Here is a 13,207-nt window from a genome sequence, read left to right on the forward strand (position 1 = left end):
CGGCAAACAGGAGAAACATGATGAAAATAGGTGTTGTGATGGACCCCATCGAGGCCATCAGTGTGAAAAAAGACTCCACGTTTGCCATGATGCTGGCAGCACAAAAACGCGGCTGGGAAGTGCATTATATCTTGATGGAAGATATGTCAATGCAGCAAGGTGAACCATACGCTCGCACCCACAGTGTGACTGTGATGGATAACCCTGACCATTGGTACCAAATCGACCAAACCCAAACCCTCGCATTGCGAGAATTTGATGCCATATTGATGCGCAAAGATCCGCCGTTTGATACGGAATACATCTACGCAACCTACATGTTAGAGCGGGCTGAGGAAGCGGGTGTATTGATTGTTAACAAGCCGCAAAGTTTGCGTGACTGCAATGAAAAGCTTTATACCGCGTGGTTCCCAGAGCATACGCCGACTACTTTGGTGACCCGTCGTGCCGACGAAATTAAAGCATTCCAAGCCGAACACGGCGATGTGATTTTAAAACCACTCGATGGCATGGGCGGCGCGTCTATCTTTCGAGTCAAACAAGGCGATCCGAACCTGTCGGTGATAATTGAAACCCTGACCGAGCATGGCCAACGTTTTTGCATGGCACAAACTTTCGTCCCTGACATCAGCAACGGTGACAAGCGCATCTTAATTGTTGATGGCGAACCGGTTCCCTACTGTTTAGCCCGTATCCCGGCCGACGGTGAAACGCGCGGTAACTTGGCTGCTGGCGGCCGTGGCGAAGCGCGTCCTTTATCAGAGACTGATTGGACAATCGCACGCGCGATCGCTCCGACATTGAAAGAGAAAGGGCTGATATTCGTAGGGCTCGACGTGATTGGCGACAAGCTAACAGAAATCAACGTCACCAGTCCGACCTGTATTCGCGAGATTGACGCCGCGTATGACATTTCAATTGGTGACATCTTGATGGAGGCGATCGCCAGACGCTGCGCCTAATTTGAGGAGGCGCAGCGCCTCCTTCATTATCTAAAACATCAATCTTCGCGCATACTCAAGGTACGCGCACCAACAGGAGACGGCGATATGGATCTGAAAAATCATTTTTTAATCGCGATGCCCAGTATGGCTGATAGCCGTTTTCAGCATGGTGTCATTTATGTCTGTGAGCATAGCCATGATGGGGCAATGGGACTGATGATTAACCACCCCATTAATTTGTCTGTCGGCAAAATGCTGGATCAAATTGAGGTCGAGCGCCAGCTCCCCCTTTCAAGTACCACAGAGAGCTTGTCTCAACCTGTGTTGTTTGGTGGTCCTGTCTCCGAAGACAGAGGCTTTGTGCTGCATCCTGCAACCTGTGAGTATGGCACCAGTATTCCCCTGTCTGATCAGCTATCGGTCACGACCTCAAAAGATATTCTCTCGATTCTCGGCACCGAGCAACAGCCAGAGCAATTTCTGGTCGCGCTGGGCTATGCAGGCTGGGAGCCGGGACAGCTCGAGCAGGAACTGGCCGACAATAGCTGGCTAACACTGGAAGCCGATCCCAAGGTCATTTTTGATACCCCCGTTCACCAACGTTGGCAAAAAGCGCTCGATCAGCTCGGCATTGACGCCGCAAACCTCTCTTCACAAGTAGGACATGCATGAACGCACAAACCATTATTGGATTTGATTACGGCGTCAAAAGCATTGGCGTTGCCATCGGCCAGTCGCTAACTGGCACCGCTCGCCCTTTGTGTGCCTTAAAAGCCCGAGACGGGATCCCAAATTGGGATGACATTGAAGCCATACTCAAAGACTGGCAACCCGATTATCTGGTGGTAGGCTTACCGCTTGATTTACACGGTCAACCTTTAGAGACCATCACGCCAAGGGCAAAGAAGTTTGCCAACCGCCTGCATGGACGTTTCGGCTACCCGGTTGAGCTGCACGATGAACGCCTATCTACCCGTGAAGCGCGTGCGGATCTGTTTTCCCGCGGCGGGTATAAGGCGCTAGGAAAAGGCGCCGTCGACGCCCAATCTGCGGTGGTGATTATCGAAAGCTGGTTTGAGCGTCAATACACAGATTGAGTGGACGTTATCGCCTCCCGCGGCGCAATCACGCCTTGGTTCTCTAGCTGTGCCATCGCTTGCGCCATGGTCTGCATGCCATGCGCGGTGCCGGTTTGCATCATGGAGGTGATTTGCGCCACTCTATCCTCTCGGATCAAGTTACAAATCGCTGACGTCACCGTCATGATTTCATAAGCGGCAACACGCTGACCTTGGACACTTTTGACAAGCTGCTGAGAGATAACCGCCCGCAGTGAAGCAGACAGCATTGAACGTACCAAGGGTTTATCACTGCCCGGAAAAACGTCAATGATACGATCAACACTTTTAGCAGCGCTGACGGTATGCAAGGTCGCAAACACCAAATGCCCGGTTTCTGCCGCAGTTAATGCCAAGCTGATAGTTTCTAAATCACGTAGCTCACCCACCAATATCACATCTGGGTCTTCACGCAGCGCGGAGCGCAATGCCTGCTGAAAAGACTGCGTATCACGCTTGACCTCTCGCTGGTTCACCAAACTTTGCTCGGACGGGTGGATAAACTCAATCGGATCTTCGATTGTCAGAATATGCTTTTGCTGGTGGTGATTTATCTGCGCGATCATGCCCGCCAATGTGGTCGATTTCCCCGAGCCTGTCGGCCCAGTCACCAACACCAATCCTTGGTGTAACAAAGCCAGCTCACTGAAAAGTGGCGGCGCGGATAAATCCTCTAACCTTGGGACAGCCGTTGGCACCACACGAAAAACCGCCGCACAGCCATGTTGCTGATGGAACGCATTAACACGAAAACGCGCCACCGAGGCCAGCTCAAAGGAAAAGTCGATTTCCCATGCATTGTCAAAACTATGCTGCTGCTCAGGGCTCATCACCGCCAGTACTAATTGCCTTACGGCTTGGTGGCTAAGCGGTGGCAGACTAAGCTTGCGCATATCGCCATCTACCCGCACCATAGGCGACACCCCCGCGGAAAGATGTAGATCTGACGCGCGATGCTTTACACTAAACGCAAGTAGCTCATTAATATCCATTCATTTTCCTTGCAGAATCAGGTATGTGTCATATTAAGAACAATATTCAACAGGTCAGGGAACAGATAGACCACGCAAGCCAAAAATGCGGTCGACTCGCGGACTCAGTGCAATTAATTGCAGTCAGCAAAACCAAGCCTATCGAGGCGATCGCAGATGCCATCGCCGCGGGACAACAGGCGTTTGGGGAAAACTACGTGCAAGAAGGGGTAGAAAAAATTGACTACTTTGCCCAGCATCATCCCGAAGCACGCATTGAATGGCACTTTATTGGCCCCATTCAGTCCAACAAAACACGGTTGATTGCAGAGCACTTTGACTGGGTGCATTCTGTCGATCGGTTGAAGATTGCTAAACGCCTGAGCGAGCAACGTCCGGCACATTTACCGCCGCTCAATGTCTTGGTACAAGTAAACACCAGTGGCGAGGCATCAAAGTCGGGGTTAACCGTGGATAACGCCATCGCCCTCATTGAAGATATCCGAGCCCTACCCGGCCTGAATGTCAGAGGATTAATGTCTATTCCACAGCCTGAGACGGACTATCAGCGACAATGCGCCGCATTTGAACCTTTATCAAATGCGTTTCATGCCCTCCGTGAGCAGACAGAGAGTATCGATACCTTGTCGATGGGCATGAGTGGTGACATGGAAGCGGCGATTGCGTGTGGTAGCACCATGGTACGTGTCGGCACCGCGATTTTTGGCGCGCGAGACAGCCGCTAACGAAGCGGTCGTAATAAACCAATACAATGACGAGAACAACAGGAACGCTTTTCATGGAACATCGCTCCCTTACCTTTATTGGCGCCGGTAATATGGCGCGATCCATCATTGCTGGCCTTGTGAGTGCAGGCTACCCGACCTCTGCGATAACGGCCTCATCACCCAGCGCCCACCCTGGCGATGTGCTGAGTACGGATTATGGCATCCAAACCACCCGTGATAACTTGCATGCCTGCCAAGCGGCAGACGTCATTGTTTTGGCGGTCAAGCCACAATTAATGGCGCAGGTTTTAAGCGATTTATCGGCTGTCGATTGGTCTTCGAAACTGGTGATCTCGATAGCAGCCGGCATCAGTACTCACCGTCTGTGTGAGATGGCAGGTACCACACTCAACCTCATCCGTGTCATGCCGAATACACCGTCTCTTGTCGGCCAAGGAATGAGCGGACTCTATGCATCTAGCCAGGTAACGGAGGCGGATAAACACTACGCCACCGCATTGATGAAAGCCGTCGGCGAGGTCTGCTGTGTCGATGAGGAAGCAAAAATTAATGGTGTGATTGCGGCTGCAGGCAGTGCACCGGCATACTTCTTTCGCTTTATGGAAGCGATGCATCAAGAAGCTATCCGCCAAGGCTTTAGCGACGAGCAGGCCAGGCTGCTGGTTCAGCAAGCCGCAAAAGGGGCGGCAGAAATGGTGGTAAGCAATACGGACACAACCATTGGCCAATTGCGTGAGCAGGTAACCTCGAAAGGCGGCACAACCGCTGAAGCGTTACGTGTTTTCGACCAGCACCACATTGGCGATATAGTGGCACAGGCCATGCAGGCGGCAGTCAGCCGCGCCAAACAAATGGAACAAGAATTTTAATCACTAAGGCAACGATATGAATGCAATGACCTTTCTGATCAACACCGCGTTTGATCTTTACATCATGGTGGTGCTGCTACGCGTTTGGCTACAATGGGCGCGCGCAGACTTTTACAACCCCTTCTCTCAATTTATCGTCAAAGCGACCCAGCCTGTGGTGGGCCCGTTGCGTCGTATGATCCCGGCACTCGGTGGTTTGGATCTGGCAACGGTGCTGTTTGCTTACCTGCTCATGGTGGCGAAATTTGTGGTACTGGATTTAGTCGCCGGCAACCCCTTTGCAATGAGTTCAGGCATGTTCCTCTTCTCTGGTATCGCCTTACTAAAAGCCGCGGGTAAGTTGCTGTTCTGGGTGCTGATCCTGCGTGCCATTTTGAGTTGGGTAAGCCAAGGCAACAATCCAGTAGAGTATGTTTTTCATCAACTTACTGAGCCGGTATGTGCGCCAGTACGCCGTATTATTCCACCCATCGGTGGGCTCGATCTCAGTATTCTGGTGATCTTTATCGCGCTCCAATTTATCAATATGCTTATCGGCGATTTTATCGGCCCGATTTGGTATGCACTGTAAGCGAATCGCCACGCGCTAAGTCACCCTCGACTTATCGCCACGGGGTGCACCGCTTACGGAATCTCACGGGTGCCAACGATGTACGGTGGATCGTACTTAGGCACCCGTACGTATTGATAGCGAGCCTCACTTCGCTTTATCACAAGGAATGATTATGCGTCAGATCATAGCAGCGCTCAGCATGGTATTGAGTTTGCTTATCACACCGGCTTGGGCGGGGCAGTTTAAAGAAGTCGGTGAGTTGGAAGTGCATTACAACACGCTCTCAACCACTTTCTTGACACCCGAAATCGCTCAGCAGTACGACATTACCCGTAGTGGCTATCGAGGCTTGGTCAACATTGCCGTTCTCGATACCATGCAACTGGGAAAACCGGCGGTAGCCGCCGAGATCACCGGGCAAGTAAAAAACTTGGTCGGAAACAGTCGTGAACTGGACTTTACCGAGGTAAGAGAAGGGGACGCGATCTACTACATCGCCACCTTTGCAGCCGATGATGAAGAGACGTATCGCTTCCATATCGACCTTAACGCCGAAGGAAACCGCAATGCGTCTTTTGACTATAATTATACGTTTTACGTCGATGCCCCATAGTCGGGCCATAAACCAATAGGTAACTGTGATGAATAAAGTTGTGTTGGCAACGGGGAACGCAGGCAAAGTAAAAGAAATGGCGGGACTACTCGGCGAATTTGGTTTCGACGTCCTGCCGCAAAGTGACTTTGCCGTTGAAGAAGTTGATGAAACAGGCACCACCTTTATCGAAAATGCCATCATTAAGGCACGTCATGCGGCGAAAGTGACCGGCCTCCCCGCCATCGCCGACGACTCAGGCCTTGAAGTCGATGCCTTAAACGGCGCACCAGGCGTCTACTCTGCGCGCTATGCGGGGGAAACGGCCAGTGATACGGATAATGTCGCTAAACTGTTAGAAGCATTGCATGATACAGACAATGATGGACGCCAGGCTCGCTTCCATTGCGTATTGGTTTATATGCGTCATGCTAATGACCCAACACCGCTGGTCTGTCACGGGGTGTGGGAAGGGCAAATCGCTCACGCACCGCAAGGAGAAAACGGCTTTGGTTACGATCCGGTCTTTTTACCTGCCGATCAACAGTGTACCGCAGCAGAAATGCCCGCTTCCGAGAAAAAACAACGCTCTCACCGCGGACAAGCACTCAACGCCCTGTTCCAAGCCTTAAAAGCGTCGCAATAAGCCATGATCCCATTGAGTTTATATGTGCACATCCCTTGGTGTGTACAAAAATGCCCCTATTGCGATTTTAATTCGCATACCCAAAAGGGCGCGATCCCAGAAGAGGATTATATCGATGCGCTGCTTGACGATCTTGATACCGATCTTGCCGCCTACCCTTCAGTCATCACGCGCACACTGCACTCGATCTTCATTGGAGGCGGTACACCAAGCTTGATGTCGCCTTCACAGATAGCACGCCTATTGGATGGCATCAAAGCACGCCTTCCCGTCAGTGAGAGCATGGAAGTGACCATGGAAGCCAACCCTGGCACCGTGGAAGCCGATAAATTTATCGGTTATCGACAAGCAGGCGTTAACCGGATTTCTATCGGGGTGCAGAGCTTTTCTGCTGATAAGCTCGAACGCCTAGGGCGTATTCATGGCCCTGGAGAGGCAGAGCGTGCGGCCCACCTTGCTCATCAAGCTGGATTAAACAGTTTTAACCTCGATTTAATGCATGGGTTACCTGATCAATCAGAACAAGAAGCACTGGGCGACTTGGAAAAAGCCATCGCACTTAAGCCGCCACATCTGTCTTGGTATCAGTTGACCATCGAGCCCAACACCCAGTTTTACTCCAAACCACCGACCCTGCCAGAAGAAGATACCTTGTGGGACATTTTTGATCGCGGCCATCAGCTGCTTACCGACGCTGGCTACGTGCAATACGAGACATCTGCATACAGCTTACCCGATCATCAATGCGCCCATAACCTCAACTACTGGCGCTTTGGCGACTACTTGGGGATTGGTTGCGGCGCCCATGGCAAACTCACCTTACCGAATGGCGATCAGTCTCACCTGCTTCGGACAGTTAAAGTGAAGCATCCGCGCGGCTATCTTGATCCACAAAAGGCCTATCTCACCGATAGCCAGTGGGTGAAACAGACTGATCTCGCGTTTGAGTTCTTCATGAACCGGTTTCGCCTACTCGAGCCTTGTCCGAAAGCCGAGTTTGTTGCCCGCACGGGGTTGCCTCTCGACCACCTTAACCAGCCATTAGCTCAAGCGTATGACCAAGGTCTGCTCGTTGAGTCCGAGACACATTGGCAAGTGACCGCCAAAGGTAAACTCTTCCTCAACGATCTTTTGGCCATTTTTTTAGCTGACTAGTGCAACAAACTGTATGTTAAGGTGCCTATTGTTTAGGCGCCTTTACCTGCCCAGCGGCGGATTGGTCTTTTGACGGCAAGTGAAGCAAGCGCGATTCATTCAACCAGCCTAAGAGGGATACCCTGTGACTTCGTCATTTCGTGTCGAGCCGAAACATTGGACTTTAATCGCCGCGCTGATCATCGCAGCCTATGCGTGCTATTTACTTATCGAGCCCTATATTGGTGCAATTGTACTCGCGTTTATTGTCTCTTTGCTCTTTTTCCCTGTTCATAAACGTATTGAAGATCGCATTGGACAACGTCCAAACACGGCGTCGGTCATATCCTGTGTCTTAATCACCTTTATCATCATCATTCCGCTCACCGTGGTAGCAGGGGCCATTATCGAGCAAGGCGTGAGCTTTTTTACACGCAGTTACGAATGGCTCAACAACGGCGGCGCAAAACAGTTACTCAACAACCCGCAAATACAATCGTCGCTGCATTTTCTCAACCAGTGGCTGCCATTTGATTTAATTGACCCACAAGAAACCGTGAAAAAGCTGGCGGCTTGGATGTCTTCATTCAGTGGCCAAATGCTCGAATTTAGCTCCAAGGTATTAGGTGATGTGACCGACTTTTTTATCACCTTCATGCTGATGTTGTTTGTCCTGTTTTTCTTGCTCCGTGATCACGACAGCATTATCCATACGCTCCGCCACGTGATCCCTTTATCACGAAGCCAAGAAGATCAGTTACTGGATGAAGTAGAGAAGGTCGCCAAGTCTGCCGTGCTTGGGTCCTTTCTTACCGCCTTGGCGCAAGGAGCCGCCGGCGGGCTAGCGATGTGGGCCGTCGGGCTGCCAGCGCTATTTTGGGGAACCATGATGGCGTTCGCCTCCTTTATCCCTGTGGTAGGCACTGCGCTTATCTGGCTGCCAACCGTGCTGTATTTGGTGGCCACGGGCGATTGGCAGTGGGCTATTGCCTTACTGATATGGAGTGTTGTGGTGGTCGGCTCTATCGATAATCTACTCCGTCCCTTCCTCATGCAGGGTAACTCGGGGATGAATACCTTGCTTATCTTCTTCTCACTATTAGGAGGGCTTCATCTGTTCGGCTTGATGGGGCTTATCTATGGTCCGATTATCTTTTCGATTACCTTGGTACTCTTTCGGATGTACGAGATCGAATTTGAACGCTTTCTTGACCGACAAGATAACGCGTAGGGGGTTTGATATTGGCCTAGTGCGCGCTTTGTGGGAAAATCCTCGTCTTGGCGCGCCACCCTACCTTCAAACGCGGCCGATAAGTACTTATAACCGGAAAGAGAACCCTCATGACCCTCACGGCACCTAGCGAGATTGCTCAGCGTCACCTCACCTTGTTCGCCAATAAACATGTTCTATTGGCCGGGGAGCTCGAAGATGACTTTGCCCAGCAGCTACTGTCTCATGCCGCACGCGTGTCGGTATTTACGACCCATCATGGCTATGCCACACGAATGGCAAATACTGACATCCATGTACACGCAGGCGCAGAATATACGGATGATAGCGCCGTCGACGTGGTACTTTTCTACTGGCCTAAGTCAAAAGCGGAAGCCGATTTTCTTCTCGCGATGCTCACGCATCGTCTCGGCGCGAATGTCGACTGGATCGTAGTGGGTGAAAACCGCAGTGGCGTCAAAAGCATCGAAAAACGTTTTGCACCGTATGGCCAAGTCATTAAACAAGATTCAGCTCGCCGATGCAGCCTATACCATGGCCAGTGCACATCACCGGCGGCGTCATTTAGCCTGGCAGATTGGTTTCACGACTATCCTCTCCAAGTAGGCAGCCTATCACTCACTGTTCGTGCTTTACCCGGTGTGTTTAGTCACAAAAGCCTTGATGATGGCACGGCCTTATTACTCCAGCACCTGCCCGACATACAAGGCGATGTGATTGATGTCGGCTGTGGCGCGGGCGTTATCGGCACGGTACTACTGGCTACCCACCCAAGCTGTACGGTCACCTGTGTTGATGTGAGTCATTTAGCGGTCGCATCAACCCAAGCGACGCTCGCGGCCAATGGGCTCAGCGGCTCTGTTTTTGTCTCTGACATGTTAGGGGCCGTCAGTGGACAGCAGTTTGATGCCATTATAAGCAACCCACCTTTCCATGAAGGATTGGAGACATTTTACCATGCCACCGAATCCTTGCTGGAAAACGCACCTCGCTACCTGCGCCGTCACGGCCAATTAGCGATCGTCGCCAACAGCTTCTTACGTTATCCGCCGATTATTGAAAAAGGATTCGGTCAGTGCGATACCCTCGCGAAAACCCGTCGATTTGCCGTTTATCATGCGCGAAAAGCACGCTAGTTGCTGACAACACCATCAATCAGTCGAGTAACACACTTGTAAGGTTTGATACCTGACAGCAGGTCACAGTTTTGACTGATCGGACGTGTTAGCGTCTACTCTCTCGCGGCTGCCTTTTGGCAGCCGTTTGCGATTCAAGCCCGCGTGATCAGGGAGAGGTATTCACAGCGTGCAAATGGATATAGGTTACTCTACACGTCTTCAACGCCGCTTTATGTGGTGGTTTTTTAGTCTTAGTATTATCCCTGTGGTGATTTTGACGGGATACTTTACTTGGAGTCAGTCGCAACTGCTGATCGATCAAGCCCATCAACAGCTCGAGAGCGAGCGCGATCGTTACTATGTCACCATCACATCATATTTTAATGACCAAGTGCGCGCGGTAACCAATCTTGCAGCCTCTGATCTAGCAACCAGCAGCGGTGGACGCTTTTATGGCTTTCCTCATGCATTCCAACAACTCGGTGATGATACGCGCCAATCGCAGCGTCGACTCATACCGATCCTTCAACAGTCTCCGAACCAATATGCTGGCGTAACAGCCCAAAAGTATCACCGCTTATATCGTCGCTTTCATCACCAATTTCAATCTTGGTTAGCAAGATACGCGTTCAACAATCTCGCGATGTTTGATTTAAACCAAAACCTCGTATACACCGTCAAAGCCCACCCCATGACACAGGACAACCCATCACTGAAAAATGCGATCAAGCAATTGATGAATATGCCTGCCCAGCAGCGCCCTAAATGGATGCGCACTGCCTTTGAGCCACATGGCTCACGCACCATGCAAGCTTGGTATCTGGTCCCCATACTTAAAAGCGGCCATATGCAAAGCGTCCTTGCTATTAGCACCACAACCGATAACTTGTCTGCGACACTTCGCCAACGGCAGCAACCAGAGTCGGGGCTGTGGCTGATTAATCAAAATCATCAATCGTTACTCAACAGTTGGGTGCCTCACACTGATCAAGCTAGGCCCTCGATCTTGCCATCAAAGCACGCCATCGATGCCGCTTTCCATGGCCAACAAGGGGTCATGTCTCCAAGCCAATATACACTCATGCCTCAACTCACGGCGTATCGACCCGTCAATGTGGCGGGGGCGTCTTGGGCGTTAATCACTTGTACACCTCAAAAACGTGCCTATCAGCCTCTGCGCCACTTGTATGCGATCAGTGCGACACTCGTGATCGTCGTTATTGTTTTATTAGTCTGTGTTGGGCATTGGCTATCTCACCGCCTGACACTGCCTATCTTACAACTGACTTGGTGCGCCGAGCAGTTTGCCGCAGGTGAACTGGACTATCCGATCACCCATCGCCAGCGAAAAGATGAAATTGGTCGCCTTGCAAGCGCACTCTCCCACTTGAAACACAGCTTGAGAGCGACGTATTTTTCTCCATCAAGCACGATTAACGATAAAGAGACACAAGCGCATCAGCCGGAGAGTATTCATCGTCGCTTAGTGGATGCGATGAACTTGGCTCTGGCCGCTTGGGGTGGGGATAAAATCGGGCTAGCAGAAAAAAGTGGCTTATGGCGTGTTTACCAGGATAAAGGTAGCTTTCAAACAAGAACCTTGGATAAGTACCTGCACGTAGAAACCGTCCCCAAAACACCTCGTTGGCGAAATGTAGTGCGCACGCTCGACTTTGTTCTCAAGCATACGAGTGAGCAATCACCACACTATCAGGCATTAAAACAGGCACAATTAGATATCCAGCACTGGGTCAGCCAAGACAAAGGCCAGCGTTAAGATTGTCATCGCACAGGCACCGCCTTATAGTGTTTGAAACTCTTTATCATTAGGTTTCGATGACGCTTTCTCTTCCTCAACTGCGGGTGTTTTTAACCATCGTGCAAGAGGGCACCATCACCGCCGCCGCCAAGAAACTGTTTCTCAGTAAACCAGCAGTCAGTATGGCACTCGCCGAGTTAGAAAGTCAGCTCGGTTACCCCTTGTTTGATCGACGCGGCAATCGGCTTCACCTCAATGACCAAGGGATAGCGCTTATCCCTAAAGCAGATGAACTACTCACCCGCAGCGACGAAATCAGTGCCACACTAAAAGACGATAGCCAACTGATTGGTTGGTTGCGACTAGGTGGAAGCGATACGGTGGGTAACCAGCTTTTACCTACACTGATTAGTGATTTTCGCCATGCGACGTGTCATCAACAACAAACATTGGTGATTGCCAACAGCCAAGAAATCATCACTCGCCTTCAACACTTCGAGCTGGATATTGGGTTGATAGAGGGTGAAATACTGCATCCCGATTTACTGCAAACGCCATGGTTAAGCGATCAGATGGCGGTGGTTTGTCACCCTAATCACCCACTTGTGAGTCACGCACCGTTAAGTGTGGGCGATCTCGACAATCAAACTTGGCTGATCCGCGAATCTGGCTCGGGCACCCGTGAGCACTTTCTCTCACGCCTTGCTCCTCGCTTCGAGCGCTGGCACCTTTCTTTCGAGCTCAATACCACAGAAGCGATTTTAAATGCTGCAAGTGCCGGGTTAGGCTTGGCGTACCTGTCTAAGCTCTCCGCTCAACACGCCATTGCCGATGGTCGAGTGGTTGCCCTCGAACTCCCTTTGCTATTATCCCGGCGCTATTGGCTTGTGCGTCATAAAGATAAATACCAATCAGGCCTACTCACCCGCTTCTGGGATTTCTGCTTACACTGGCAACCTCAACCCCATTCTTCTACTTAACCAGCAATCACCACGCGACAGATACAAAAAAGCCCCGACCGTGAGGTCAGGGCTTGGTGTTTCTGCTAATTAAAGTCTTACATGTAGCTGCTTTAATTAGGTTATCTTGTTTGATGCGATGAGGATTTTGAATCGAGACGCGCAGTGTATGCCAATACATGAGCATCGCAGATATCAAAAGCATCGAGCTATCAACAAGATAAGCAATGAAAGCCTGGCGATGTCCTACTCTCACATGGGGAGACCCCACACTACCATCGGCGCTGCTTCGTTTCACTACTGAGTTCGGCATGGAGTCAGGTGGGTCCAAAGCGCTATGGTCGCCAAGCAAAATTTTGTCTGGAACAAAATTTAACGCACTTTAGTGCGGCCCGTCAGGGTCAAATACAAGGATGTATTTGATAAATTCGTTCCTAAATCTAGAAAGCTGTTCGTTCTCGCCACAATCAACTGGCTTTATTCGAGTCCAACCCAAAACCTCTTGGGTGTTGTATGGTTAAGCCTCACGGGCAATTAGTACAGGTTAGCTCAACGCCTCACAGC

General features: G+C 50.9%; 14 protein-coding genes and 1 rRNA gene. 13 read left to right on the forward strand and 2 right to left on the reverse strand.

Going from position 1 to position 13,207, the window contains the following annotated elements; genetic code table 11:
* The first annotated feature begins 17 nt into the window (after window positions 1–17).
* From gshB to ruvX, 3 genes are all read left to right on the forward strand, one after another.
* Entirely contained in the window at window positions 18–962 is a 945-nt protein-coding gene (gene gshB, locus EHW58_RS11085) for a glutathione synthase (protein WP_046075066.1), read from the forward strand.
* Window positions 963–1,049: 87 nt separating this feature from the next.
* Entirely contained in the window at window positions 1,050–1,616 is a 567-nt protein-coding gene (locus EHW58_RS11090; RefSeq protein ID WP_152796398.1) for a YqgE/AlgH family protein, read from the forward strand.
* A complete protein-coding gene (gene ruvX, locus EHW58_RS11095) occupies window positions 1,613–2,041 on the forward strand; it encodes a Holliday junction resolvase RuvX (protein ID WP_046075064.1) in 429 nt (142 codons plus the stop codon). Before EHW58_RS11090 ends, ruvX begins: the two co-directional genes overlap by 4 nt.
* On the opposite strand, the gene EHW58_RS11100 is transcribed toward ruvX, so the two are convergent.
* On the reverse strand, window positions 2,026–3,054 hold the full coding sequence (locus tag EHW58_RS11100) for a type IV pilus twitching motility protein PilT (RefSeq protein WP_152796400.1): 1,029 nt from the start codon (window positions 3,052–3,054) through the stop codon (window positions 2,026–2,028). The genes ruvX and EHW58_RS11100 overlap by 16 nt on opposite strands.
* Window positions 3,055–3,077: 23 nt before the next feature.
* On the opposite strand from EHW58_RS11100, the gene EHW58_RS11105 reads away from it, so the two are divergent.
* The 10 genes from EHW58_RS11105 (at window position 3,078) to EHW58_RS11150 (ending at window position 12,664) form a co-directional block, all read left to right on the forward strand.
* Window positions 3,078–3,779, forward strand: coding sequence for a YggS family pyridoxal phosphate-dependent enzyme (locus EHW58_RS11105; protein WP_152796402.1), 702 nt, complete (start codon window positions 3,078–3,080; stop codon window positions 3,777–3,779).
* A gap of 53 nt (window positions 3,780–3,832) precedes the next feature.
* Window positions 3,833–4,651, forward strand: coding sequence for a pyrroline-5-carboxylate reductase (gene proC, locus EHW58_RS11110; protein ID WP_152796404.1), 819 nt, complete (start codon window positions 3,833–3,835; stop codon window positions 4,649–4,651).
* A gap of 16 nt (window positions 4,652–4,667) precedes the next feature.
* Window positions 4,668–5,222, forward strand: coding sequence for a YggT family protein (locus tag EHW58_RS11115; protein ID WP_077606496.1), 555 nt, complete (start codon window positions 4,668–4,670; stop codon window positions 5,220–5,222).
* Between the two features lie 154 nt (window positions 5,223–5,376).
* Entirely contained in the window at window positions 5,377–5,817 is a 441-nt protein-coding gene (locus tag EHW58_RS11120; protein WP_077578285.1) for a DUF4426 domain-containing protein, read from the forward strand.
* Window positions 5,818–5,845: 28 nt separating this feature from the next.
* On the forward strand, window positions 5,846–6,442 hold the full coding sequence (locus EHW58_RS11125; protein ID WP_046075058.1) for an XTP/dITP diphosphatase: 597 nt from the start codon (window positions 5,846–5,848) through the stop codon (window positions 6,440–6,442).
* Window positions 6,443–6,445: 3 nt separating this feature from the next.
* Entirely contained in the window at window positions 6,446–7,597 is a 1,152-nt protein-coding gene (gene hemW, locus EHW58_RS11130) for a radical SAM family heme chaperone HemW (RefSeq protein ID WP_152796406.1), read from the forward strand.
* Window positions 7,598–7,721: 124 nt separating this feature from the next.
* Window positions 7,722–8,807 carry an AI-2E family transporter gene (locus EHW58_RS11135; protein ID WP_046075056.1) on the forward strand — a complete coding sequence of 362 codons (1,086 nt, stop codon included), beginning with the start codon at window positions 7,722–7,724 and terminating at the stop codon, window positions 8,805–8,807.
* A 110-nt stretch (window positions 8,808–8,917) separates the two neighbouring features.
* Window positions 8,918–9,943 carry a 16S rRNA (guanine(1207)-N(2))-methyltransferase RsmC gene (gene rsmC, locus EHW58_RS11140; RefSeq protein WP_046075055.1) on the forward strand — a complete coding sequence of 342 codons (1,026 nt, stop codon included), beginning with the start codon at window positions 8,918–8,920 and terminating at the stop codon, window positions 9,941–9,943.
* Window positions 9,944–10,118: 175 nt separating this feature from the next.
* Window positions 10,119–11,702 (forward strand): HAMP domain-containing protein, encoded by a 1,584-nt coding sequence (locus EHW58_RS11145; RefSeq protein ID WP_194163219.1) that lies wholly within the window; start codon window positions 10,119–10,121, stop codon window positions 11,700–11,702.
* A 59-nt stretch (window positions 11,703–11,761) separates the two neighbouring features.
* Window positions 11,762–12,664, forward strand: coding sequence for a LysR substrate-binding domain-containing protein (locus EHW58_RS11150; protein WP_077606499.1), 903 nt, complete (start codon window positions 11,762–11,764; stop codon window positions 12,662–12,664).
* Between the two features lie 212 nt (window positions 12,665–12,876).
* Here the strand turns inward: EHW58_RS11150 and rrf are convergent.
* Window positions 12,877–12,992: ribosomal RNA gene (rrf, locus tag EHW58_RS11155) — 5S ribosomal RNA — on the reverse strand.
* Window positions 12,993–13,207: the final 215 nt, after the last annotated feature.

Origin of the sequence: Salinivibrio sp. VYel1 (genome assembly GCF_009377945.1) — a bacterium.
Taxonomy (GTDB): Bacteria; Pseudomonadota; Gammaproteobacteria; order Enterobacterales; family Vibrionaceae; genus Salinivibrio; species Salinivibrio siamensis.

Excerpts from the sequence above, each read along its gene's own strand:
- gshB (WP_046075066.1), top strand. The coding sequence starts at position 18 with ATGATGAAAATAGGTGTTGTGATGGACCCCATCGAGGCCATCAGTGTG.
- EHW58_RS11090 (WP_152796398.1), top strand. The coding sequence starts at position 1,050 with ATGGATCTGAAAAATCATTTTTTAATCGCGATGCCCAGTATGGCTGAT.
- ruvX (WP_046075064.1), top strand. The coding sequence starts at position 1,613 with ATGAACGCACAAACCATTATTGGATTTGATTACGGCGTCAAAAGCATT.
- EHW58_RS11100 (WP_152796400.1), bottom strand. The coding sequence starts at position 3,054 with ATGGATATTAATGAGCTACTTGCGTTTAGTGTAAAGCATCGCGCGTCA.
- EHW58_RS11105 (WP_152796402.1), top strand. The coding sequence starts at position 3,078 with ATGTGTCATATTAAGAACAATATTCAACAGGTCAGGGAACAGATAGAC.
- proC (WP_152796404.1), top strand. The coding sequence starts at position 3,833 with ATGGAACATCGCTCCCTTACCTTTATTGGCGCCGGTAATATGGCGCGA.
- EHW58_RS11115 (WP_077606496.1), top strand. The coding sequence starts at position 4,668 with ATGAATGCAATGACCTTTCTGATCAACACCGCGTTTGATCTTTACATC.
- EHW58_RS11120 (WP_077578285.1), top strand. The coding sequence starts at position 5,377 with ATGCGTCAGATCATAGCAGCGCTCAGCATGGTATTGAGTTTGCTTATC.
- EHW58_RS11125 (WP_046075058.1), top strand. The coding sequence starts at position 5,846 with ATGAATAAAGTTGTGTTGGCAACGGGGAACGCAGGCAAAGTAAAAGAA.
- hemW (WP_152796406.1), top strand. The coding sequence starts at position 6,446 with ATGATCCCATTGAGTTTATATGTGCACATCCCTTGGTGTGTACAAAAA.
- rsmC (WP_046075055.1), top strand. The coding sequence starts at position 8,918 with ATGACCCTCACGGCACCTAGCGAGATTGCTCAGCGTCACCTCACCTTG.
- EHW58_RS11145 (WP_194163219.1), top strand. The coding sequence starts at position 10,119 with ATGGATATAGGTTACTCTACACGTCTTCAACGCCGCTTTATGTGGTGG.
- EHW58_RS11150 (WP_077606499.1), top strand. The coding sequence starts at position 11,762 with ATGACGCTTTCTCTTCCTCAACTGCGGGTGTTTTTAACCATCGTGCAA.